The organism is Xanthomonas sontii, from assembly GCF_040529055.1.
GTDB classification, from domain to species: Bacteria; Pseudomonadota; Gammaproteobacteria; order Xanthomonadales; family Xanthomonadaceae; genus Xanthomonas_A; species Xanthomonas_A sontii.
The window spans coordinates 3,467,876-3,490,618 of the sequence record NZ_CP132342.1; the positions used below are offsets into that span (position 1 = coordinate 3,467,876).

Consider the following 22,743-nt stretch of genomic DNA (forward strand, 5'->3'; position numbering starts at 1 on the left):
GCCTCCCAACCACCACGATCAGGCGCCGCTCTGGTGCCGTTGCGACAGATGCTACCCCTGGCTCCAGGTCGTGGCAGGTTGTTCGAGGTGCCCTGAAGTCCCGACCCATGGAGCTATCAGTCTTCCTTCATGCGAACACGGCTGCGCCTGCGACGCACAGGTGCTGCGGACTCACGCCGCGACCGCGCCGCCGTCAACCGCACGCGCGATCCAGTTCCCTTCGATCGTCTCGCATCACAAGCCCGCACGCTGCGCTACGGCTGCCCACCACGCTGCCGCAACAGCGACGGCGAATCCAACTGCAACCCACCGCCTTCGCGATTGAGCGTGCGCAGGCGAGCGCCCAGCGTCGCCAGGTTGGCATCGATCTGCGCCAGGTCCGCCTGCAGCGGCGCCGGCAGCAATCCGCGCAGGCGCGTCTGCAGCGCGGCGGCGTCGTCGTGCAGCGCAGCGATCCGTGCCTGTCCCTGCACCTGCAGCCAGGCACGTTCCTGCGCCTGCGGCAGGCCATAGCCCGGCTGCCCCTGCAGCAGGCTCGCCGGTTGGCTCAGTAGCCCCTGCTCGGCCAGCACAGCACGCACCGCGCTGGCAGCGTCACGCGTGTCGGCACCCGCATCGCCCCCGCCCGCACCGGCCACCGCGGTCGGCAGCGGCTTGCCCAGATAGCGCCGTTTCAATGCATCGCGCCCACGCTGTTCGGCGCGGCGGCGGGCGGCGTTCTCCAGCAGCAACAAGGCGGCGCTGGCACGCAGGTCGCCGCGCTCAAGCCACGGCGCGCGCTGCGCGGCCGGCAGGTCCAGCCACGCGTCGGCATTGCGCGCCGGTAGCGCCAGCCCGCTGCGCGCCACCGCGAACATCTCCGCGAAGTGCGCGCTCGCCGCCGGGAAGTAATAGCCCTCCCGCACCGCCGCGTCGGCATTGTCGAGTACCGACGCATCGGCGATGCCGGCCCGTACCAGGCGCCGGCGCAATCCGGTCGGGCTGATCCCGGACAGGTGCGCGGCCGCCAGCCGCGGCACGCCGTCGTGCAACAAGGCGTAGGTCTCCACCGCGCAGTTGTTGCTCAGGAAGTAATAGCGGCCGTCGTAGCTCCAGTGCAGTTGCGCGGCACGCTCCAGCAGCGCGGCGATCTCTTCGCGCGACAGCCGCAACGGCAGCGACTGCAGGCCGCGCAACTGCACCTGGGTGTAGTCGTCCACCACCTGGCGCAGCGGCAGCACGAACAGCCGCGACGGGTAGGAGCCGGTGAGCCCGCGCAGGTTGGAAATCTGCACGTCGTCGACGAAGGCGCGGAACGACAGCACCCGGTGCTCGGCCAGGTCCAGCCGGCATGCCGGGCCCAGCGGCCGCCCCGGCGCGCAGATCACCAGGCGCAACATGCTGTGGCCCCAGTGGCTCATCGGCTGCGCGTTGCCTTCGGCCAGCAGGTAGTCCACCGCGTAGATCCGCGCCGGGTCCACCTGCAGCAAGGCGGCCGCGTCGGCCAGCGGGTCCTGCACGAACACCTGGCCGGGCGCGCATGCGCTCGCCGGCGGCGTCCATGCCAGGCGCGCGGCGAAGTAGCGGGCCAGCGCCGGCCGCCGGCAGGCGTAGTCCGGATCGAGCAGGAAATGTTCGAGATTCACCGCCACGAACTCGGCCGGCGACTGCAATTCGTAGCGATCCGGGCTGCGCTCGGTGAACCGGTTCTGGCCGCGGCGCAGGCCCAGGCGCATCGGACTGACCTGCCAGCCGGCCAGATCCAGCAAGCGCGGATCGGAGGACAGATGCCCGGCCGCGGCGCGGTCGTAGAAATGCGACAGTTCGTGCAGCAAGGCGGTCAGCGCCGGGCGCCGCGCCGGATCGACGGCAGGATCGGTGTCGGGATCCTCTGCCGCCATCCAGTCGCGCAGCAGGCGCTTGTTCAACAGCAGGCGTTTGGCCTGCGCGCGCCCGTGCACCTGTGCGGGGAGGTCGTCGCGCCACTGCAGCGGCAGCCCTGCCGGCAGCGCCGCGGTCCAGGCCGGCGGCAGCCGCGCCTGCGCCGCAGCCAGCACGGCCTGGCTGGCGGTGCGCTCGGCTGGGCTCAGCCCGCTCTCGTCGGCAGACAGCGGCGCGGCCGCGGCCTGCGCCGCAGCGGCCAGTGCCAGCAACGCCAGCCACCGCGCGCGCAGGCGCCGTGGCCGGCGCAGGATCACAGCGCCAGGATCGCCTGCGCCAGTTCCAGGTCGCTGGCCTGTTGCGCCTGCGGGTTGCGCTCGCGCAACACGCGCAGCGCCGCTTCCAGTTGCACGCCGCGGATGCGCCCGGCGCTGGCGACGAAGCCGGCCGCGTCGTCGCGCGCCTGCAGCACCACCTTATCGTTGTTGGAACTGCTGTCCGAGGACGCCGAGCTGCCGGCCGAGCCGGCCGAGGCCGAACCGGCGGAGCTGCCGGCGAAGCTGGAGGCCTGCGCGAACGCGGGCAGGATCAGGGCGAACAGCAGGGCGCAGCGCGCGGTCACTCGGGTCATTGCAATCGTTCCAAACGGGATCGTGAAAAAGGGGACGGCCAGCGCCGCGCCGCATAGCCTAGCGGTCCGCCCCGCGCAGCGCCTGAACGGGCCGCGCGGCAGCGGTGCTAGGCCGGACTCAAGGGTCGAACAGCTTGCCCGGATTGAGCAGCCCGGACGGATCGAACACGCGCTTGACCGCGCGCATCAACGCGATCTCCTCGGCGCTGCGCGTGCTGTCCAGGTAGGGTTTCTTGACCAGGCCGATGCCGTGCTCGGCGGAGATGCTGCCGCCGTGCTCGGCCAGCACCTGCGCCAGCAGCTTGGTGACGTGCTCGCAGGCGGCGATGAACTCCGCCGGCGCAGTGGCCTCGGGCTTGAGCACGTTGATGTGCAGGTTGCCGTCGCCGATGTGGCCGAACCACACCACCTCGAATTGCGGGTAGGCCTCGCCGAGCAGCGCCTGGGTCCGCGCCAGGAACGCCGGCATCGCCGAGATCCGCACCGACACGTCGTTCTTGTAGGGGGTGTAGCGCGCCACCGCCTCGGTAATGCCTTCGCGCAGGCGCCACAGCTGCGCGGCCTGCGCCTCGCTCTGGCTGATCACCCCGTCCAGCACCCAGCCCTGCTCCATGCAGGCCTCGAACGCGGCCAGCGCCGCGGCCTCCTGCGCCTCGTTGCCGCTGGCGTACTCGGTGACCACGTAGTACGGATAGACGGTGTCGAACGGCGCCTGCGCGCCATGCGCCAGCACGTGCTGCAGCGCACGGTCGGTGAAGAACTCGAACGCCTCCAACTGCAGCCGGCTGCGGAATGCGGCGAACACCTGCATCAGCACCTCGAACGAGGGCAGCGCCAGCAGCATCACGTTGCTCGGCGGCGGCGGGTCGGTGAGGCGCAGGGTGGCTTCGACCACGATGCCGAGGGTGCCTTCGGAGCCGATCAGCAGCTGGCGGAAATCGTAGCCGCTGGAATTCTTGATCAGCCCGCGGTTGAGCTCGAGCAATTCGCCGCTGCCGGTGACCACCTTCAACCCGGCGATCCACTCGCGGGTGTTGCCGTAGCGGATCACGCGGATACCGCCGGCATTGGTGGCGATGTTGCCGCCGATCGAGCACGACCCGCGCGCCGCGAAGTCCACCGGATATTGCAGCCCGTGCTCCCGCGCGGCGTTGTGCACCGCTTCCAGCGGCATGCCGGCCTGCACGGTGAGGGTGCGATCGACCGGATCGAAGGCCAGCGCCTTGTTCATCCGCTCCAGGCTCAGCACCAGTTCGCCGTGCGCGGCCACCGCGCCGCCGGACAAGCCGGTGCGGCCGCCGGAGGGCACCACCGCCACCGCGTGGTCGTTGGCCCAGCGCAGCACCGCCTGCACCTCCTCCACCGTGGCCGGCAACGCGATCGCCAGCGGCGCCGGGGTCCAGCGCCGGGTCCAGTCGCGGCCGTAGTGCTCGAGGTCGGCGGGATCGGTCTTCAGGCGCAGGCCGGGAACGGCAAGGGCCAGGGCATCCAGGCGCGGGTCGGTCATAAGTGGAGAGGTCGAAGCGTAGACAATCGTTCAAGCGTGCCAGCCTTGCGCAACGGCGTCCAGTTCGCTGCCAGCAGGTCGCGGCGTTTGCGAATCCCCACTCCCCACTCCCGAATTCCCCGCCGGCCACCGCCAATCGATGCACCTGAAACCGTCCACCGGCGTTGCATCCACGGTCTCCCGGCATCCTATTGCGGCGCACCAAAGCGCGAAGCCATCTGGCATAGTGACCGGCCCGTTGGCCATCGCTCCCTCGCCGCAATGTCGCCCAAGAAGACCTCGTTTCCGAAGCAGGATATCCGCGTGCTGCTGCTCGAAGGCATCAGCCAGACCGCCGTCGACGTGTTCCGCGCGGCCGGCTACTCGCAGATCGAACTGCACGCCAAGTCGCTGCCGGAAGACGAGCTCAAGCAGCGCATCGCCGAGGCGCACATCGTCGGCATCCGCTCGCGCACTCAGCTCAGCGCCGAGGTGCTGGCCCACGCCAAGCGCCTGATCGCGGTCGGCTGCTTCTGCATCGGCACCAACCAGGTCGACCTGGACGCCGCGGAACTGGCCGGCATCCCGGTGTTCAATGCGCCCTACTCCAACACCCGCAGCGTCGCCGAGCTGGTGATCGCCGAGGCCATCCTGCTGTTGCGCGGCATTCCGCAGAAGAACGCCGAATGCCACCGCGGCGGCTGGTCGAAGTCGGCCGCCGGCAGCCACGAGACGCGCGGCAAGGTGCTGGGCATCGTCGGCTACGGGCATATCGGCACCCAGGTCGGCGTGCTGGCCGAGGCGCTGGGCATGCAGGTGATCTTCCACGACATCGAGACCAAGCTGTCGCTGGGCAACGCCCGCACCGCCACCGACCTGGACGACCTGCTGGCCCGCTCGGATGTGGTCACCCTGCACGTGCCGGAAACCGCGGCCACCCGCGACATGATCGGCGCCACGCAGCTGGCGCAGATGAAGCCGGGTGCGCACCTGATCAACGCCTCGCGCGGCACGGTGATCGACATCGATGCCCTGGACGCGGCGCTGCGCAGCGGCCACATCGGCGGCGCTGCGGTGGACGTGTTCCCGATCGAACCCAAGGGCAACGGCGACCTGTTCGAATCGCCGCTGGCCGCGCACGACAACGTGATCCTGACCCCGCACGTCGGCGGCAGCACGCTGGAAGCGCAGGACAACATCGGCGTGGAAGTGGCGGCCAAGCTGGTGCGCTACAGCGACAACGGCAGCACCCTGTCGGCGGTGAACTTCCCCGAGGTGACCCTGCCCGAGCACGCCGAGAGCCTGCGCCTGCTGCACATCCACCGCAACGTGCCGGGCGTGCTGTCGCAGATCAACGAACTGTTCTCGCGCCACAACGTCAACATCGACGGCCAGTTTCTGCGCACCGACCCCAAGGTCGGCTACGTGGTGATCGACGTCGGCGCCAGCGAGGAGCAAGCGGCGGTGCTGAAGGAGGAGCTGGCGCAAGTGGCGGGGACGTTGCGGACGCGCATTCTTTACTAGCGGGGATTGGGGATTGGGGATTCGTGGGTGCGCTGCGCGCCCGGACCCTCACCCCAACCCCTCTCCCGGAGGGAGAGGGGCTCAGCCATCCGACCGGAGCCGGCTTCTCCCTTCTCCCCTCGGGAGAAGGTGCCCCGAAGGGGCGGATGAGGGTACGGGCGCAGCCTCGTGCAGCTGAAACACCGCATGCGCTTCGCGCCCGACCCTCACCCCAACCCCTCTCACGGGGGGAGAGGGGCTGATGCGCTGCGCTGCAACCACTTCTGCGCCATGCGCCGCAGCGACGGATCCAGGTCCGCTTCATCCAGCAATTCGGCAATCGGGCGCCAGGCCAACGCCAGCGATTCTTCGCTGACCGCGAAGGCTTCGTCCGCACCGGCGCGGACCACGTAGCGTGCGTCGTAATGCCAGTGCCCCGGCACCTCGCCGCGGGCGGGAATCCAGTGCCGGTCCAGGTCGAAGATCGCGCCATCCTCTAGTGCCAGGCCTGGCAGCCCGGATTCTTCCTCGGCCTCCTTCAAGGCCACCCGCGCCAGATCGCGGTCGCCGTCGGCGTGGCCGCCCAGTTGCAGCCAGCGCTGCAGCTTGCGGTGATGGGTCAACAGGGTGCGCGTGCCGTCGGCGCTGACCAGCCAGGCCGAGCCGGTGAAATGGCCGTCCAGGCGGGCGCGCACGAACGGATCGGCGGCATCGTCGAGCAAGGCCAGGAACTGCGCGGCGACCTCGGCCTGGTCCGGGCACTGCCCGGCATGGGCCTGCAACTGCTGGCGTAGGGACGACTCCGGCATCGGCGTTCTCGCGTTCGGGGGCGGCCATTATCGCCGTCCACGGTGCAGCGCGGCTTGTGGCGGCCGGCCGGCTTTGGCATGGTACGACGCTTGCGTCGCCCGCTCCGGGCCCGGCGCTTCGCCATTGCCGGGGCCGCTTGCCCCGTACCGCCACCTGGGGATGCACCGAATGCTCAAGTCTTTGCTGAGGGTCAAGCCGATCGAACCGGCCGGTCACGTCGATGCCGGCGAACCGTTCGAAGGCAGTCTGGAGGGCGAAGCCACCCTCAAACGCACCCTCACCGCCAGACACCTGATCCTGCTCGGCATCGGCGCGGTGATCGGCGCCGGCATCTTCGTGCTCACCGGCCAGGCTGCGGCCAATCATGCCGGCCCGGCGGTGATGCTTTCGTTCGTGTTCGCCGGCCTGGCCTGCGCCTTCGCCGGCCTGTGCTACGCCGAGTTCGCGGCGATGCTGCCGGTCTCGGGCAGCGCCTACTCGTATTCCTACGCCACGCTCGGCGAAGGCGTGGCCTGGTTCATCGGCTGGTGCCTGGTGCTGGAATACCTGTTCGCCGGCTCCAGCGTCGCGGTCGGCTGGTCGGCCTATCTGATCAGCTTCGTCACCGGCACCCTCGGCCTGCCCTTCCCCGCGGAACTGGCCAGCGCGCCGCTGACCTGGACCGGCCACGCCTTCGTCGCCTCGGGCAACATCGTCAACCTGCCGGCGGTGCTGATCGTGGCCGCGGTCAGCACGCTGTGCTACATCGGCGTTACTCAATCGGCCTTCGTCAACGCCATCGTGGTGGCGATCAAGGTGCTGGTGATCTGCCTGTTCGTCGGCGTCGGCATCTTCTACATCAACCCGGACAACTGGCATCCGTTCATCCCGGAAAACACCGGCCCGGGCGAGTTCGGCTGGAGCGGCATCTTCCGCGCCGCCTCCATCGTGTTCTTCTCCTATATCGGCTTCGATGCGGTCTCCACCTCCGCCGGCGAAACCAAGGACCCGCAGAAGAACATGCCGATCGGCATCCTGGTGTCGCTGGCCATCTGCACCGTCATCTACATCATCGTCTGCGCGGTGCTGACCGGCCTGCTGCCCTACACCCAGCTCGGCACCGCCAAGCCGGTGGCCACTGCGCTGGAGCACTATCCGCAGCTGGCCTGGCTGAAGACCTTCGTCGAGATCGGCGCCATCGCCGGCCTGTCCTCGGTGGTGCTGGTGATGCTGATGGCGCAGCCGCGCATCTTCTACACCATGGCGCGCGACGGCCTGCTGCCGAAGCTGTTCGGCAAGGTGCACCGCCGTTTCCACACCCCCTACGTCGGCACCGTGGTGGTCGGCGTGCTCGCTGCGCTGCTGGCCGGACTGATTCCGCTGGACGTGCTGGGCGAACTGGTGTCGATGGGCACCCTGCTGGCCTTCGCCACGGTCTGCGTCGGCGTGATGGTGCTGCGCTTCACCCGTCCGGATCTGCCGCGTCCGTTCCGGGTGCCGCTGTTCTGGGCGGTGTGCCCGCTGGGCGCGCTGTTCTGCGTGGGCCTGTTCTTCCAGGCATTCCAGGAACACTGGAAGGTGTTCGTCGGCTGGACCCTGATCGGCCTGTGCATCTACTTCTTCTACGGCATCCGCAACAGCCGCCTGGCCACCAAGGCCTGATCCGCTCCTCCGAAGACCGGCGTCCGCGCCGGTCTTCGCGTTCGCACCCCTTCCTCGCACGCCGCGCCCGGCTGGAACCGCTCGATGCTCAAACAACTCTTGGCCACCAAACACCCCCATGCCAGCCACGAGGACGCCGGCGGGCTGGGCCTGCAACGCGCACTCGGCCCCTGGGGCCTGACCGCGCTGGGCATCGGCGCGGTGATCGGCGGCGGCATCTTCGTCATCACCGGGCAGGCCGCGGCCAACCATGCCGGGCCGGCGATCATGCTCTCGTTCGTGCTGGCCGCGGTGTGCTGCGCGTTCTGCGCGCTGGCCTACGCCGAGTTCGCGGCGATGGTGCCGGTCTCCGGCAGCGCCTACACCTACACCTACGCCACCTTCGGCGAACTGGCGGCCTGGTTCATCGGCTGGATGCTGGTGCTGGAGTACGGCGTGTCGGCCTCGGCGGTGGCGGTCAGCTGGACCGGCTATTTCCTGAGCCTGCTCGACCATTTCGACATCCATCTGCCCGCGGCACTGGTCAACGCGCCGCTGGACGGCAAGCTGCAGCCCACCGGCGCGATCGCCAACCTGCCTGCCGCCGGCATCGTGCTGCTGCTGACCTGGCTGTGCTACGTCGGCATCCGCAAGTCCTCGGCGATGAACATGGCGATGGTGGTGCTGAAGAGCGGCCTGATCGTGCTGGTCATCGCCGCCGGCTGGAAGTACGTGGACCCGGCCAACTGGCACCCGTTCATCCCCGCCAACGAAGGCCCGGGCAAGTACGGCCTGGACGGCGTGCTGCGCGGCGCGGCGATGGTGTTCTTCGCCTACATCGGCTTCGAGGCGGTGTCGGTGGCGGCGCAGGAATCGCACCGGCCGCAGCGCGACCTGCCGATCGGCATGATCCTGTCGCTGGTGATCTGCACCGTGCTGTACATCGCCATGGCCGCGGTGATGACCGGGCTGGTGCCGTTCGCGCAACTGGGCACCGACGAGCCGGTGGTGACCGCGGTCGCCGCGCATCCGCAACTGGGCTGGCTGCGCGTGGTGGTGGAGGTCGGCGCGCTGATCGGCCTGTCCTCGGTGGTGCTGGTGATGATCATCGGCCAGCCGCGCATCTTCATGATCATCGCCCGCGACGGCCTGCTGCCGCCGGTGTTCACCAAGATCCACCCGACCTACCGCACCCCGCACGTCAACACGGTGATCACCGGCATCGGCATCGCCCTGCTGGCGGCGCTGTTCCCGCTGGACGTGCTGGGCGAACTGACCTCGATGGGCACCCTGATCGCCTTCGCCGCGGTCTGCGCCGGCGTGCTGATCCTGCGCCGCACCCAGCCGGACCTGCCGCGCCCGTTCCGCATCCCGTTCGCCTGGCCGATCTGCATCGCCGGCGTGCTCAGCTGCCTGGCACTGCTGTCGGCGATGACCGCGCACAATTGGATGCTGATGGCCGGCTGGACGGTGATCGGCCTGGCGATCTACTTCGGCTACGGCTACCGCCACAGCCGCCTGCGCGGCAGCCAAGGCTGAGCGCAGAGCCCCTTTCCCATCGGGAGAGGGGTTGGGGTGAAGGTACGGACGCGAAGCGCTGCACCCAGCTGGCGACACGTGGCTTTGCCCGTACCCTCATCCGCCCCTGCGGGGCACCTTCCCCCGCAAAAGGGGGCCATGGTCCCGACGGGAGAAGGGAGAAGCCAAAGCCCCTCTCCCTCCGGGAGAGGGGTTGGGGTGAGGGTACGGCGTGAGGAGGTGCTACTCGGTGCACCACCACCTGTCATCCCAATCGAGCGATCAAGCCCTACACTACGCGCATGAACGCACTGCCCTACGATTCCGAGCGCCTGCGCACGCTGGCGCACCTGCTGATCGACAACATCCGCGAGCTCTCGCAGGCCGGCTGGACGCCCGCCACCAGCAGCAACTTCTCGCACCGCCTGGACGATCGCCATGCCGCGATCACCGTCTCCGGTCGCGACAAGGGCCGGCTGGTGGAGGACGACATCATGGTGGTGGACTTCGACGGCCAGGCCGTCGGCCGTCCGCTGCGTCCGTCCGCCGAGACCCTGCTGCACACCCAGCTGTACCGGCGCTTCCCCGAGGTCGGCTGCATTCTGCACACGCACTCGCCGGTGCAGACCATCGCCTCGCGCCTGTACGCCCCGCAGGGCCATATCCGCCTGGAAGGCTACGAGCTGCTAAAGGCGCTGCACGGCAACCAGACCCACGAGACCGCGGTGGACCTGCCGGTGTTCGCCAACACCCAGGACATGACCGTGCTGGCCGCGCAGGTCGACGCCCTGCTCGATCGCACGCCGCTGTGGGGCTACCTGATCGACGGCCACGGCCTGTACGCCTGGGGCCGCGACATGGCCGAAGCGCGCCGCCACCTCGAAGCCTTCGAGTTCCTGCTGCACTGCGAGCTGGAGCTGCGCAAACTGCGCGCCGCCGGCTGATCCGCCGCGGCGCGACAGCGTTCCAGCGCCGCAACGGCCGCCGGCCGCGCACCTGCTACCCTTTTCGTCCCCACTCCGCTTTCGCCCGCCGCCATGAGCCGACTCCGCATCTTCGCCGACACCACTCCCGACGCGCCGCTGTTCGACAGCCGCGATGGCGACGCGATCGCCGCCGAACTGCGCAAGATCGGCGTCACCTTCGAGCGCTGGCAGGCCAACCAGCCGATCGAGCCCGGCGCCTCGCCGGACGCGGTCATGGCCGCCTACAAGGCCGACATCGACCGCCTGGTCGCCGCCAACGGCTTCAAGACCGTGGACGTGGTCAGCATTGCCCCGGACAACCCGCAGCGCGAGGAGATGCGCAAGAAGTTCCTCGACGAGCACTTCCACAAGGAAGACGAGGTGCGCTTCTTCGTCGCCGGCTCCGGCCTGTTCACCCTGCATGTGGACGGCAAGGTCTACGAGATCGAGTGCGTGCAGGACGACCTGATCGCCGTGCCCGACGGCACCCACCACTGGTTCGACATGGGCCCGGAGCCGCGCTTCGTCGCGATCCGCTTCTTCACCGAGCCGGATGGCTGGGTCGGCCACTTCACCGGCACCGACATCGCCCAGCGCTTCCCGCGCTACGAGGCGAAGCTGCGTGGCGAGGCGCACTGAGCGATGACCGATCCGCGCGTCGTACTCACCGACATCGAAGGCACCACCAGCAGCATCTCCTTCGTCAAGGACGTGCTGTTCCCCTATGCGCGCCGCGCCCTGCCCGGCTTCGTGCGCGAGCACGGCCGGCAGCCGCAGGTGCGGCAATGGCTGGATGCCGTCGCCAGCGAATGCGGCGGCATCTGCACCGATGCGGTGATCGTGGAGACCCTGCAGGGCTGGATCGACGAGGACCGCAAGCACACCGCGCTGAAGGCGCTGCAGGGCATGATCTGGGAAGCCGGCTACCGCGATGCCGACTTCACCGCGCACATCTATCCCGATGCCGCGCCGGCGCTGCGCCGCTGGCATGCCGACGGCCGCGCGCTGTACGTGTATTCGTCCGGCTCTGTACCGGCGCAGAAGCTGTTCTTCGGCCATAGCGACGCCGGCGACCTTCGCGCGCTGTTCTCCGGCTGGTTCGATACCGAGATCGGCGGCAAGCGCGAGCAACCCAGCTACGCGCGCATCGCCGAGGCGATCGGGGTGGCGCCGGCGCAGATCGTATTCCTGTCCGACGTGGTCGCCGAACTGGATGCGGCCCGCGCCGCCGGCTTGGACACGGTGCTGATCGACCGCCGCGACGATTACCCGCAACCGCGCCAGGGCGAGGCCTGCAACGGCCACCGCCGCGCGGAGAGCTTCGCCGACCTGGGCTTCTGAGCCCGCGCATGCGCAGGCCTGTCGCTGGCTTGATGGCCGCCCTGGCGGCGATGCGGCGCCCGCTTGCCGTGGTGCGCGGCCGACTGCTGCCCGCCGCGCTGCTGGCGCTGGCGCTGCCCGCCTGCCATTCCGATGCCGGCGCCACGCCGGCCGGCACGGCCGACACCGCGCAGGACGAGGCGGCGCAGGATCCGGTCGACCAGGCGCAGCTGCGCCTGGCGCTGGGATCGCTGCAGGCGCAGCGCCCGGGCGTCCCCGACCTGTACGTGGTCGGCTTCGCCGGCGACGCCAGCGAGGACGTGTTCCGCAACGAAGTGCTGTACCTGCGGCAGATGTTCGCGCAGCGCTTTGGCGCGGCCGGGCGCATCGCCACCCTGATCAACCACGGCAACAATCTCGGCGCGCACGCCTACGCGCCGCAGGCCTCGTACGACAACCTGGCCGATACGCTGGACCGCATCGGCAAGCTGATGGACAAGCGCGAGGACGCGCTGCTGCTGTTCCTGACCAGCCACGGTACCGACCAGCACGAGCTGTATCTGCAGTTCGGCCCCGGCGAGGATGCCGAGTACGACACCATCACCCCGCAGGAACTGCGCCGCCTGCTCGACGACGCCGGCATCCGCAACCGCATCATCGTGATTTCGGCCTGCTACTCCGGCGGCTTCGTGCCGGCGCTGAAGAGCGCCGACACCCTGGTCATCACCGCCGCCCGTCGCGACCGGCCCTCGTTCGGCTGCGGCAACACCGCCAGCGCCACCTATTTCGGCCGCGCCTGGTTGATCGACGCGCTGGCGCGCACCACCGATCTGGTCGACAGCTATCGCCTGGCCAGTGCCGAGATCAGCGCACGCGAGCAGGCCGAAGGCGAGGCGCCGTCGTATCCGCAGCTGTACGTGGGCGCGCGCATCGGCGCGTGGCTGCAGCACTGGCGCGCGCAGTTGCCGAACGCCGCCGCACCGCCCTATCCGTATCCGGAACCCGATGCGGACGACGCAGCGACTGCGGCCGATGGCGAACCGGACCACGCGCCCGGGACCACGCAAACCACTGCTCCCCCGACGCGCGCAAAACCGGCGCGACCGCCATCGACTGCCACTCCCACGCAGTGAGTCGCCCTGCTCCGTCGAGCACCGCACGTAAGACCCCAACGCTCGATGCGCCCGGGGCCTGGAGCAGGAGTCCGCAGCAACCCCATAGATGAGAGTAATTCGCATTCGATCGCCGATCGCGTGCAGCCGTTACACTGCGCCCGCAGCAAGCCCGCCAGCCTTTCGCCAGCCAGCTGCGCACCGATCCGCCCGCCAGCCTTCGCTCGCCAGCCAGGATCCTCTCGTTTATAGGCCTCCTTCATGGAGGTTTTTTTGTTTCATGCCGACTCCAGACCGGTAGTACGCCGGACCGCGCCGCAGCGATGGTCCACAACCGTCTCAGCAGGTCGATGATGTAGCTGTTCTCAGCAATGGCCAAGCCTAGAGCGTGTTATGAACTTGGAGTTGATGCGGCTATCGTAGGCGATGAAGCCACCACGCCAACCGACGTATCCGATGAAGAATGGGTCTTCGCCGCGCCCGACTTGATACTGACGGATCCGCAGGCACGGCAGCGCAGATACGAGCTGCAAACAATGGAAACAACGTCTATGCCATTGAGCAAGCAAATTGCCGCTCTTCTACTTTGCCTTTTTGCCTGGAGTACCGTGCTCGCCGCGCCTTCAGTCTGCCCCATTCGACAGGATCAGCCACTTCGCTCCATCGATGCATTCGATGGAGAACCACAGGATCTCGCAGCGCTTGAGCCCGACGTGGCAAAGGAGCGATACGGCCATTGGGTTCTGGGCTACATCTACGATGAGGGCCGATTCGTCACCGTACGCTGCAGGTACGCGGACAAGCAAACGCATGACGTAAAACTGGCGAACCGCGTGGAGCAGTGCAGTTACTCAATCAATGCAAAGAATGTCCTTCAGGTAACTTGCAGATGAAAGCTGGCACGGCTCCTGGGACGGCGCGCCGAACTGGACAAACGGCGGCACATTCGCCAATGCCGGCGCCGATCAGCTCATCGGCGTCATCGCCAACGACAACGACAACGACAACAGCCGGTCCCACTTCGCCCAGCGCCCGCGTGCGCCGGGCACCGCCCAGGACGGCGATCAAAAAAACCTAGATCGCGGCTGACCTGGCGTCGCCGGGACGCGACGCCAGCGTCGCAACCGCGGCGCGATCAGGGAGAGGCGTCCTGCAATCGATAGCTGCCGCTGGCGTGCTGCTCGCCGCGCCAGCGGTCGAAAGCGCGGACCTCGATGCGGTGCGCACCCACGCTCAGATCGGTCGGCAAGGCGCCGCGCCACAGGTGTTGCGACGGAATCGCTTCCGGCGACCGATCGTAGCCGCGCAACGCGTCGGCGGCATCGTCGCGCGCGTTCTCGGCGAGCAGAGCCGGGTCCGGCTGTTCGACCCGCTGCATCGGCTTCCAGGCGCCGTCGTCCACGCGGTACTCGACGCGCGTGTCGTCCTCGCCCATGTACACGTTCGCGTACACGCCCCAGGCCGGATAGGCACCGCGGCGCAATACCTTCGGCGCATGCAGGCCGATCTGGGTGTCGTCGGCGGCACGCGCGGCGTGGTAGGCCAGCGCATAGCCGCCGTCGCGGCGCACGGTCAGCAGTGCATAGCCGTTCGGGGTGCCGTCGGCCATGGTCGCGGCGGGAATGCCCTCGGCATCCTTGACCCCGGACCAGAACGCGCCGCAGGCCGCGCCGACGTTGTATTCGTGCAGCGGCTGCGCGCCGTGCCAGCCCTCGTCGGCACCGTGGTAATAGTGGCGTTGGGTGTGGCTGTGGCCGCTGAGCACCAGCACATGCGGGAACGCCTGCAGCAGCGCGAACAGCCGCGCGCGGTCGGCATGGCGGAAGGTCTCCTTGCCGGGCGCCGCATCGAACAGCGGGATGTGCAGGCCCAGCACCACCAGTCGATCCTTGGGCACGCTGGCCAGGTAGGCCTGCAGGAACGCGAACTGGTCCGCGCGCAGGCCGCCGATGTACTTGGGCTGCTGCGTCGGCTGGTAGACCACATCGTCCAGGAACACGAAGCTGGCGCCGCCCTCTTCCACCGCGTAGGTGTCGGGACCGTAGACCGCACGCCAGCTCGACAGCGAATCGACGTCGTCGGTCGCGTCGAAGTTGAGGTCGTGGTTGCCGGGCACGTGGAACCACGGCACGCCGAGCTTGGCGGTTTCCGCATTCAGCGCCGGATACAGCGACAGGTCGTCGCTGACCACGTCGCCCAGGGTGGTGCCGATGCGCGCGTGGGTCTTGCCGCGCAAGGGCGCGACGATGTCGCGGGCGTAGTAGCCGACATCGGTCATCGACGCGGTCTGGGTATCGGCGAACACCAGCACCTCGGTGCTGTCGGCCTTGGGCTGCGCGCGCAACGCGAAGTCCCAGTGGTCGGTGGCGCCGCGGGTGGGCGCGATGCCCGGATACTTGAGCGTGGGCGAGCCGGCGGGCGCGTAGTGCCGCCAGTAGTCCGGCAGGCCGTTGCCGGCGCTGGCGAAGCTGTAGCCATCGGGCTTGATCACGAACACCGTGCGGCCGGGCTCCACCTGCAGGCGGTAGCGGCCCTGCGCGTCGGTGCGGACGATGTGCACGCCGTCGGACACCTGCACGCCGGCGATGCCGGCATCGCCCGGGCCGCGGCCCGGGGCGTTATCGCGTTCCTGGTAGACGCTGCCGCTGATCGTCGCGGTCTGCGCCACGGCGGGAGCGGCGGCGGCCAACAGGCAGGCAAGGACGACGGTGCGCAGCATGCGGAACATCCGGAGAAGCCGAGGGCCCCCGATTGTAGCCAACGACATCGACACGGCGATGACCGCGCCGGACAGACTCAGCGGTGCCGCGCTTCCAGCACGGCCACCGCGTCGGCCAGGCCCAGGCCGCGTGCGCGCAGCAGCACGGTCAGGTGGTAGAGCAGATCGGCGGACTCGCCGAGCAGTTCCTCGTCGCCCTGGGCGACGCCGGCCAGTGCGGTCTCCACGCCCTCCTCGCCCACCTTCTGCGCGATGCGCCGCGTGCCTTTCTCGAACAGCTGCGTGGTGTAGCTGCCCGCAGGCCGTTCGCGCTCGCGTTGCGCGACCAGCCGATCGAGGGCACCCAGGAACTGGCCCGGCGCCTGCGGGAAACAGCTGTCGCGGCCCAGGTGGCAGGTCGGCCCGCGCGGATGCGCCAGCACCAGCAGGGTGTCGCGGTCGCAATCGGTGTCGATCGCCACCACGTCCAGCACGTTGCCGGAGCTTTCGCCCTTGGTCCACAGGCGCTGCTTGCTGCGGCTGTAGAAGGTGACCTGGCCGCTGCGGAGCGTCTGCGCCAGCGCCTCCTGGTTCATATAGCCCAGCATCAGCACGCGCAACGTGGCGGCGTCCTGCACCACCACCGGCAGCAGGCCATCGCCCTTGCCCCAGTCCAGCGCCGCGTCGGCGGCGTCCGCGCCGTGGGAATGTTCATGCGCCATCGCGCACCTCGATCTGTCGTTGGCGCAGGAAGCGCTTGAGTTCGGGAATGGCGATCGCGCCGCTATGGAAAACGCTGGCGGCCAGCGCGCCATCGACGTCGGCACGCTCGAACACGTCGGCGAAGTGCTGCATCTCGCCGGCGCCGCCGGACGCCACCAGCGGTACCTTGCACAGGGCGCGCACCTCGTGCAGTTGGGCGATGTCGTAGCCGCGGCGCACGCCGTCGTTGTCCATGCAGTTGAGCACGATCTCGCCGGCGCCCAGGCGCTGCGCCTCCACCACCCAGTCCAGGGTGCGCATGCGCAGCGCCTGGGTCTTGCTGGGGTCGCCGGTGAAGCGGCGCACGCGCCACTGGCCGTCGTCCTCGCGGATCGAATCGATGCCGACCACCACGCACTGCACGCCGAACGCCTCGGCCAGCTCGGCGATCAGCGCCGGCCGCTCCAGTGCCGGCGAATTGATCGAGATCTTGTCGGCGCCGGCGTGCAGCACCGCGCGCGCGGTGGCGACGTCGCGGATGCCGCCGGCCACGCAGAACGGGATGTCCAGCAACCGCGCCACCTTCTCGACCCAGGCGTAGTCCACCGAGCGCCCTTCCGGACTGGCGCCGATGTCGTAGAACACCAGTTCGTCGGCGCCCTGGTCGCGGTAGCGCAGCGCCAGCTCGGCGATATCGCCCATGTCCACGTGGTCGCGGAACTTGACGCCCTTGACCACGCGTCCCTCGCGCACGTCCAGGCACGGGATGATGCGCCGGCTCAGCATGCCAGCGCCTCGTCCAAGCGCAGCCGCCCTTCCAGCAAGGCCTTGCCGAGCACCGCGCCGGCGCAGCCGGCCTCGCGCGCGCCGCGCACGTCGGCAGCGTTGCGGATGCCGCCGGAGGCCTGCACCGCCAACGCCGGCGCGAGCTGCCGCAGGTGCGCGTACAAGGCTAGATTCGGCCCGGACAGCATGCCGTCGCGGGCGATGTCGGTGCACAGCAGATGCACCAGCCCGGCCGTGGCGTACTCGCCGGCCAGCGTATCCAGGCTCAGCGACGAGGTCTCGGTCCAGCCGTGCACCGGTAGGCGCCAGACGCCGTGCGCGTCCTGGCGGCTGTCCAGCGCCACGGTGATGCGCTCGGGACCGAATTCGGCCAGCCACTCCAGCACCGACTCGCGGTCGCGTACCGCCAGCGAGCCGATCACCACGCGGCTGGCGCCGGCATCGAGCAGGCGCTGCACGTCGGCGCGCGAGCGCACGCCGCCGCCGGTCTGCACCTGCAGCCCGGTCTCGTTGCGGATCCGCTGCAGCAGCGGTGCCAGGGTATAGCCGCCGGCGCGGGCCGCATCCAGGTCGACCAGGTGCATCCACTGCGCGCCGGCCTCGGCGAAGGCCTGCGCGCGGCGCAACGGATCGTCGCCGTAGTGGGTCTCGCGGGCGTAGTCGCCCTGCGCCAACCGCACCACGCGGCCGTCGCGGATGTCCAGGGCGGGATAGACGACGAAGCTCATGGGAAATCGGTCTCGAGGAAGTTGCGCAGGATGCGCGCGCCGGTGTCGGCGGAGCGCTCGGGATGGAATTGCGCGCCGCAGCGGCGACCATGCTGCACCACCGCGGTGAACAGGCCGCCATGATCGCAGGCGGCGACGGTGTCGGCGGTGACCGGCGCGGCATAACCGTGCACGAAATAGGCGCTGGCGCCATCCGGCACGCCCGCCAGCAGCGACGACGGCCGCAGCGGCAGCAGCCGGTTCCAGCCCATGTGCGGCACGCGGATGCCCAGCGCCGGCGGCATGCGCCGGACCACGCCGGTCAGCAGGCCCAGGCAATCGACATCGCCTTCCTCGGAATGCTCGAACAACAATTGCATGCCCAGGCAGATGCCGATCAGCGGCACCTGTAGCGCGCGCAGTGGCTCGAGCAGGCCCTGCTCGCGCAGCCGCGCCATCGCATGCGGTGCCGCCCCCACGCCCGGCAGGATCACCCGCTCCGCGCCCTGCAGACCGGCCGCGTCGCGCACCAGCCGCGGCTCCACACCGAGCCGCTGCAGCGCATAGCGCACCGAACCGAGGTTGGCGCCGCCGGCGTCGATCAAGGCCACCGTGCTCATCGCAGCCTCCGCGTGTCCACGACGCGCCGGTTCACAGCACGCCCTTGGTCGAGGGCAGCGCCGCACCCTCGCGCTTCAGCGCCTGGCGCAAGGCGCGGGCCAGCGCCTTGAAGCAGGCCTCGACCTTGTGGTGGTCGTTGTCGCCGCGCACGCTCAGGTGCAGGTTCAGCCCGGCCGCATCGCACAGCGAGCGGAAGAAGTGCGGCACCAGTTCGGTGGGCATGTCGCCGACCCGCTCGCGCTTGAACTCGCCTTCGAACACGAAGTACGGGCGCCCGCTGAAGTCCAGCGCGGCGCTGGCCAGGGTCTCGTCCATCGGCAGGGTGAAGCCGTAGCGGCCGATGCCGCGCTTGTCGCCCAGCGCCTGGCGCAATGCCTGCCCAAGGGCCAGGCCGGTGTCCTCGATGGTGTGGTGTTCGTCGATATGCAGGTCGCCCTCGGCGCGCACGTCCAGGGCGAGACCGCCGTGCTTGCCGATCTGCTCGAGCATGTGGTCGAAGAACGGCAGACCGGTGGCGCAGTGCGGATCGCGCGCCAGGTCCAGGTCGAGTTCCACCGCGATGCGGGTTTCCTTGGTGTCGCGCTGCACCCGCGCCCGCCGCGGCGCATCGGCCAGTTCGTGGGCGATGCCGGCCCAGTCCCACTCGCCGCCGAACTGCGCAGTGCGCAACTGGAAGCCGCGGATGCGCAGGTTCTCGGCGAACTGGATGTCGGTGATGCGGTCGCCGACCATCGCCGAGCGCGCCCAGTCGATGCTGCGGTCCTGCAGGTACGGCAGCATCAGGCCGATGCCGGGCTTGCGCGTGGGCGCATTGTCGGCCGGCCAGCTGCGGTCGACCAGCACCTCGCGGAACACGATGCCCTGGCTGGCGAAGATCTGCAGCATCAGGTCGTTGGGCCCGTCGAAGGCGGCCTGCGGGTAGGCCTCGCTGCCGAGGCCGTCCTGGTTGGTGACGATGACGAACTGGTAGCCGGCGTCGCGCAGTTTGAGCATCGCCGGGATCACGCCCTGCACGAAGCGCAGCTTCTCGTAGGCGTCGATCTGGAAATCGGCCGGCTCCTCGATCAGGGTGCCATCGCGGTCCACGAACAGGATCGGGGTCATGCCGCCGCCCTCCATGCCTGCAAGGCGCCGAGCACGCGCTGGTTCTGCGCCGGCGTGCCCAAAGTGATGCGCAGCGCATCGCCCAGGCCCGGCGCGGCGCGCTGGTCGCGCACCACCACCCCGGCCGCCAGCAGCGCCTGGAACGCGCCCTCGGCGTCGTCGAAGCGCAGCAGCAGGAAATTGCCCTGCGACGGATACACCTGACGCACGCCGGGCAGTGCCGCCAGCGCCGCCTGCATGCGCGTGCGCTCGGCCCGCACCTCCTGCACCCGCGCCGCGGTCTGCCGAAGCGGTTCGGGCTGCAGCGCGGCCAGCGCCAGCTGCGTGCACGGCGCCGGAATCGGATACGGCGCCTGGCAGCGGCGCAGCACCGCGATCAGCGCTGGATCGGCGATCACGCAGCCGATCCGCGCCGCCGCCAGGGCGTGCGCCTTGGACAGCGTGCGCAGCACCGCCAGGTTGGCATGGCGCGCAAGCAAGCTGGTGGCCGAGGCTTCGTCGGAAAACTCGCCATAGGCTTCGTCCACCACCAGCACCGCACGTCCTTGCAGACGCTCGGCGGCGCGATCGATGTCGGCCAGGGCGATCGCCGCACCGCCGGGGTTGCCCGGCGAACACAGGAACACCAGCTTGGCCATCTGGCTCAATGCGGCGTCCACCACCGCGTCCACGTCGGTCAGCAGGCCCTCGGCGGTATCGCGCAGCGGCACCTCGACCACGCGCGCGTTCTGCAGCCGCGCGCACACCGCGTACATGCCGAACACCGGCGGGGTGATGACGATGGCGTCGCGGCCCGGCTCGCACAGGGCGCGCAGCAGCAGGTCGATGGCCTCATCGCTGCCACGGCCGAGCAGCAGTTGTTCCGGGGCGCAGGCGTACAGCTGCGCCAACGCGGCGCGCAGCGCCGGCGGCTGCGGGTCGGGATAGCGGCGATTGCCGGCGTCGCCATCGGCGGCGTTGGCCCAGGCCGACTCGTTGGCATTGAGCCAGATCTCGCCCTGCAGCGCACTGCTGCGCGCGGACGAATAGCCGGCGAACTCGCGCAGGTCCGGGCGGACCAGCGCCAGCACGGCGCGTGCGTCTGGAGTCTGGCTCATGCCGCCTTCTCCATGCGCAGCGCCACCGCGTTGGCGTGCGCGTCCAGGCCTTCGGCGCGCGCCATCAACACCGCGCAACCGCCGATCGCGGCGATGCCGGCGGCACTGGCGCTCTGCACGCTGACGAAGTTCTGGAAGCTGGCCACGCTCACGCCGCTGTAGGCACGCGCCGCGCCGCTGGTCGGCAGCACGTGGTTGGTGCCGCTGCAGTAGTCGCCCAGCGCCTCTGGAGTGTAGTCGCCCAGGAACACCGAGCCGGCGGCCTCGACCCGGTCCAGCCAGTCGCGCGGCGCGCGCAGCGCCAGGATCAGGTGTTCCGGGGCGTAGCGGTTGCTGATGGCGAACGCATCCTCCAGCGTGTCGACGCGGATCAGCCGCGACGCGGCCAGCGCCTGCCGGGCGATCGCCGCGCGCGGCAGCGTCGCCAGCTGCCGCTCCAGTTCGTTCTCGACCGCCTCGATCAGCACGGCGCTGTCGGACAGCAGCAATACCTGCGAGTCGGGGCCGTGCTCGGCCTGCGACAGCAGGTCGGCGGCCACGAAGGCGGCATCGGCGCCGGCGTCGGCGATCACCAGCACCTCGGACGGCCCGGCCGGCATGTCGATCGCCGCCGCGCCGGCCTGCGCGATTTGCTGCTTGGCCTCGGTGACGTAGCTGTTGCCCGGGCCGAACAGCTTGTCGCAGGACGGCACGCTTTCGGTGCCGAAGCCCATCGCCGCGATCGCCTGGGCACCGCCGAGCTTGAACACCCGGTCCACGCCGCACAGCGTCGCCGCGACCAGCACCGCCGGATCGGCCGAGCCGTCGGCGCGCGGTGGCGTGCACAGCACCACCTCGCGGCAGCCGGCCAGCGCCGCCGGCACACACAGCATCAGCGCCGTCGACGGCAGCGGCGCGCTGCCGGCCGGCACGTACAGGCCGACCCGGCCGATTGGCCGCACCACGCGCTCGCAGACCACACCCGGCGCGGTCTCGACCGCATACGGCTGCGCCATGCCGGCACGGTGGAAGGTGTCGATCCGTGCGGCCGCCTCGGTCATCGCCGCACGCAGCGGCGCCGGCACCGCCGCTTCGGCGGCGGCGAACTCGGCGGCGCTCACTTCGAAGGTCTCCAGCACCACGCCGTCGAAACGCGCGGTGAGCTCGCGCAGCGCGCCGTCGCCGCGGCTGCGCACCTCATTGAGCACCTGCGCCACCGCGTTGCGGGTCTGCTCGGCCACGCGCTGCACCGGCCGGGTCAGCGCCTGGGTGCGTTCCTGCGCGTCCAGCGCGCTCCATTCCAAACGATTCATGCCAGCGACCGCTCCACCGTCAACACCATCAAGCCTTGCGCGCCCGCGCGCTCCAGTTCCTCCATGCGCTGCCAGGTGATCGCACCGTGGCACATGGTCTGCAGCTGCAGCGGGCCATCGGCATCGCCGGGCAGTTGCACCAGCGGTTCGGCGTCGGGCAGCAACCGCGCCAGGTCGGCGACGCGCTCGCGCGCGGCGCGGAACATCAGCAGCTTGCTGTCGCGCAGCTTGAGCACGCCGTCGAGCCGGCGCAGCAGCATCGCCGCCAGGCCGGCGCGTGCGTCGGCCGGTTCGCGCACCGGGCCGGCCAGCACCGCCTCGCTCTCCAGCAGCGTCTCCACCGGCTTGAGCTGGTTGGCGGCCAGGGTGGCGCCGCTGGAGACCAGATCGCAGATCAGGTCGGCGGTGCCCAGGCGCGGCGCGATCTCCACCGAACCGGACAGCTCCACCACCTGCGCGGCGATGCCACGCGCGTCCAGCCAGTCGGCCAGCACCGCCGGATAGCTGGTGGCGATGCGCAGCCCCTGCACCTGCTGCGGGCCGCTCCACTCCCAACTGTCCGGCACCGCCAGCATCAGCCGGCACTGCCCGAAGTTGAGCCCGCGCAGGGCACGATAGGCCTCGGGCAGGCCGTTGCGGCGGCGCTCGCCGGCCTGCTCCTCGAGTTCGTTGCGGCCGACGATGCCGAAGTCGCACACGCCGTCGGCGATCAGCCCGGGAATATCGTCGTCGCGCACCAGCAGCAGGTCGACCGGCAACGATTCGCCGTAGCAGAACAGCTTGTCGCGGCTCTCGCGCCAGCTCAGCCCGCAGGCGGCCAGCACCGCACGGGCCGGCTCGGCCAGGCGGCCACTCTTCTGGATCGCGATACGCAGCCGGTCGCGGGCCGGTGCTGCCAGGGAAGCACTCAT

General features: G+C 69.9%; 21 protein-coding genes. 8 read left to right on the forward strand and 13 right to left on the reverse strand.

What is annotated here, in order from left to right; all coding sequences use genetic code 11:
* Window positions 1-254: 254 nt before the first annotated feature.
* The 3 genes from RAB70_RS14525 to RAB70_RS14535 all read right to left on the reverse strand — a co-directional run bounded on the left by RAB70_RS14525 (window position 255) and on the right by RAB70_RS14535 (window position 3,998).
* A complete protein-coding gene (locus RAB70_RS14525) occupies window positions 255-2,171 on the reverse strand; it encodes a DUF4105 domain-containing protein (protein WP_225851697.1) in 1,917 nt (638 codons plus the stop codon).
* Window positions 2,172-2,173: 2 nt separating this feature from the next.
* Window positions 2,174-2,491, reverse strand: a complete 318-nt coding sequence (locus tag RAB70_RS14530) for a DUF2388 domain-containing protein (protein ID WP_010341821.1) — start codon at window positions 2,489-2,491, stop codon at window positions 2,174-2,176.
* A gap of 118 nt (window positions 2,492-2,609) precedes the next feature.
* Window positions 2,610-3,998: an FAD-binding oxidoreductase gene (locus RAB70_RS14535; RefSeq protein ID WP_148829662.1), complete on the reverse strand. Its 1,389-nt coding sequence runs from the start codon at window positions 3,996-3,998 to the stop codon at window positions 2,610-2,612.
* 261 nt (window positions 3,999-4,259) lie between these two features.
* Here RAB70_RS14535 and serA point away from each other — a divergent pair, with 261 nt between their 5' ends.
* Window positions 4,260-5,501: a phosphoglycerate dehydrogenase gene (gene serA / locus RAB70_RS14540; protein ID WP_043091919.1), complete on the forward strand. Its 1,242-nt coding sequence runs from the start codon at window positions 4,260-4,262 to the stop codon at window positions 5,499-5,501.
* A gap of 221 nt (window positions 5,502-5,722) precedes the next feature.
* Here the strand turns inward: serA and RAB70_RS14545 are convergent, their stop codons facing one another.
* Window positions 5,723-6,289, reverse strand: coding sequence for an NUDIX hydrolase (locus RAB70_RS14545; RefSeq protein ID WP_148830618.1), 567 nt, complete (start codon window positions 6,287-6,289; stop codon window positions 5,723-5,725).
* Between the two features lie 169 nt (window positions 6,290-6,458).
* On the opposite strand from RAB70_RS14545, the gene RAB70_RS14550 reads away from it, so the two are divergent.
* The 7 genes from RAB70_RS14550 to RAB70_RS14580 all read left to right on the forward strand — a co-directional run bounded on the left by RAB70_RS14550 (window position 6,459) and on the right by RAB70_RS14580 (window position 13,718).
* Window positions 6,459-7,931 carry an amino acid permease gene (locus tag RAB70_RS14550; protein ID WP_170268217.1) on the forward strand — a complete coding sequence of 491 codons (1,473 nt, stop codon included), beginning with the start codon at window positions 6,459-6,461 and terminating at the stop codon, window positions 7,929-7,931.
* An 84-nt stretch (window positions 7,932-8,015) separates the two neighbouring features.
* Entirely contained in the window at window positions 8,016-9,449 is a 1,434-nt protein-coding gene (locus RAB70_RS14555; protein WP_148829665.1) for an amino acid permease, read from the forward strand.
* 281 nt (window positions 9,450-9,730) lie between these two features.
* A complete protein-coding gene (locus tag RAB70_RS14560; protein ID WP_017912143.1) occupies window positions 9,731-10,372 on the forward strand; it encodes a methylthioribulose 1-phosphate dehydratase in 642 nt (213 codons plus the stop codon).
* 93 nt (window positions 10,373-10,465) lie between these two features.
* Window positions 10,466-11,032 carry an acireductone dioxygenase gene (locus tag RAB70_RS14565; protein ID WP_017907269.1) on the forward strand — a complete coding sequence of 189 codons (567 nt, stop codon included), beginning with the start codon at window positions 10,466-10,468 and terminating at the stop codon, window positions 11,030-11,032.
* A 3-nt stretch (window positions 11,033-11,035) separates the two neighbouring features.
* Complete coding sequence (mtnC, locus tag RAB70_RS14570; protein WP_148830369.1) at window positions 11,036-11,734, forward strand: acireductone synthase; 699 nt, start codon at window positions 11,036-11,038, stop codon at window positions 11,732-11,734.
* Between the two features lie 8 nt (window positions 11,735-11,742).
* Window positions 11,743-12,846, forward strand: a complete 1,104-nt coding sequence (locus RAB70_RS14575; RefSeq protein ID WP_408068839.1) for a C13 family peptidase — start codon at window positions 11,743-11,745, stop codon at window positions 12,844-12,846.
* A gap of 350 nt (window positions 12,847-13,196) precedes the next feature.
* Entirely contained in the window at window positions 13,197-13,718 is a 522-nt protein-coding gene (locus tag RAB70_RS14580; protein WP_225851685.1) for an STY0301 family protein, read from the forward strand.
* A gap of 242 nt (window positions 13,719-13,960) precedes the next feature.
* Here RAB70_RS14580 and RAB70_RS14585 read toward each other — a convergent pair whose 3' ends face one another.
* The 9 genes from RAB70_RS14585 to hisG all read right to left on the reverse strand — a co-directional run bounded on the left by RAB70_RS14585 (window position 13,961) and on the right by hisG (window position 22,743).
* On the reverse strand, window positions 13,961-15,544 hold the full coding sequence (locus tag RAB70_RS14585; protein WP_211352214.1) for a calcineurin-like phosphoesterase family protein: 1,584 nt from the start codon (window positions 15,542-15,544) through the stop codon (window positions 13,961-13,963).
* A gap of 77 nt (window positions 15,545-15,621) precedes the next feature.
* Window positions 15,622-16,245 carry a bifunctional phosphoribosyl-AMP cyclohydrolase/phosphoribosyl-ATP diphosphatase HisIE gene (hisIE, locus tag RAB70_RS14590; protein ID WP_148830372.1) on the reverse strand — a complete coding sequence of 208 codons (624 nt, stop codon included), beginning with the start codon at window positions 16,243-16,245 and terminating at the stop codon, window positions 15,622-15,624.
* Complete coding sequence (gene hisF / locus RAB70_RS14595; protein WP_148830373.1) at window positions 16,235-17,011, reverse strand: imidazole glycerol phosphate synthase subunit HisF; 777 nt, start codon at window positions 17,009-17,011, stop codon at window positions 16,235-16,237. Before hisF ends, hisIE begins: the two co-directional genes overlap by 11 nt.
* Window positions 17,005-17,739, reverse strand: coding sequence for a 1-(5-phosphoribosyl)-5-[(5-phosphoribosylamino)methylideneamino]imidazole-4-carboxamide isomerase (hisA, locus tag RAB70_RS14600; RefSeq protein WP_148830374.1), 735 nt, complete (start codon window positions 17,737-17,739; stop codon window positions 17,005-17,007). Before hisA ends, hisF begins: the two co-directional genes overlap by 7 nt.
* Window positions 17,736-18,338 carry an imidazole glycerol phosphate synthase subunit HisH gene (gene hisH, locus RAB70_RS14605; RefSeq protein WP_148830375.1) on the reverse strand — a complete coding sequence of 201 codons (603 nt, stop codon included), beginning with the start codon at window positions 18,336-18,338 and terminating at the stop codon, window positions 17,736-17,738. Before hisH ends, hisA begins: the two co-directional genes overlap by 4 nt.
* Window positions 18,339-18,369: 31 nt before the next feature.
* Window positions 18,370-19,443 carry a bifunctional histidinol-phosphatase/imidazoleglycerol-phosphate dehydratase HisB gene (gene hisB, locus RAB70_RS14610; protein ID WP_148830376.1) on the reverse strand — a complete coding sequence of 358 codons (1,074 nt, stop codon included), beginning with the start codon at window positions 19,441-19,443 and terminating at the stop codon, window positions 18,370-18,372.
* Window positions 19,440-20,540: a histidinol-phosphate transaminase gene (gene hisC, locus RAB70_RS14615; protein WP_148830377.1), complete on the reverse strand. Its 1,101-nt coding sequence runs from the start codon at window positions 20,538-20,540 to the stop codon at window positions 19,440-19,442. Before hisC ends, hisB begins: the two co-directional genes overlap by 4 nt.
* Entirely contained in the window at window positions 20,537-21,832 is a 1,296-nt protein-coding gene (gene hisD / locus RAB70_RS14620; RefSeq protein ID WP_148830378.1) for a histidinol dehydrogenase, read from the reverse strand. The genes hisC and hisD overlap by 4 nt, the downstream gene beginning before the upstream one ends.
* On the reverse strand, window positions 21,829-22,743 hold the full coding sequence (gene hisG / locus RAB70_RS14625) for an ATP phosphoribosyltransferase (protein WP_017908285.1): 915 nt from the start codon (window positions 22,741-22,743) through the stop codon (window positions 21,829-21,831). Before hisG ends, hisD begins: the two co-directional genes overlap by 4 nt.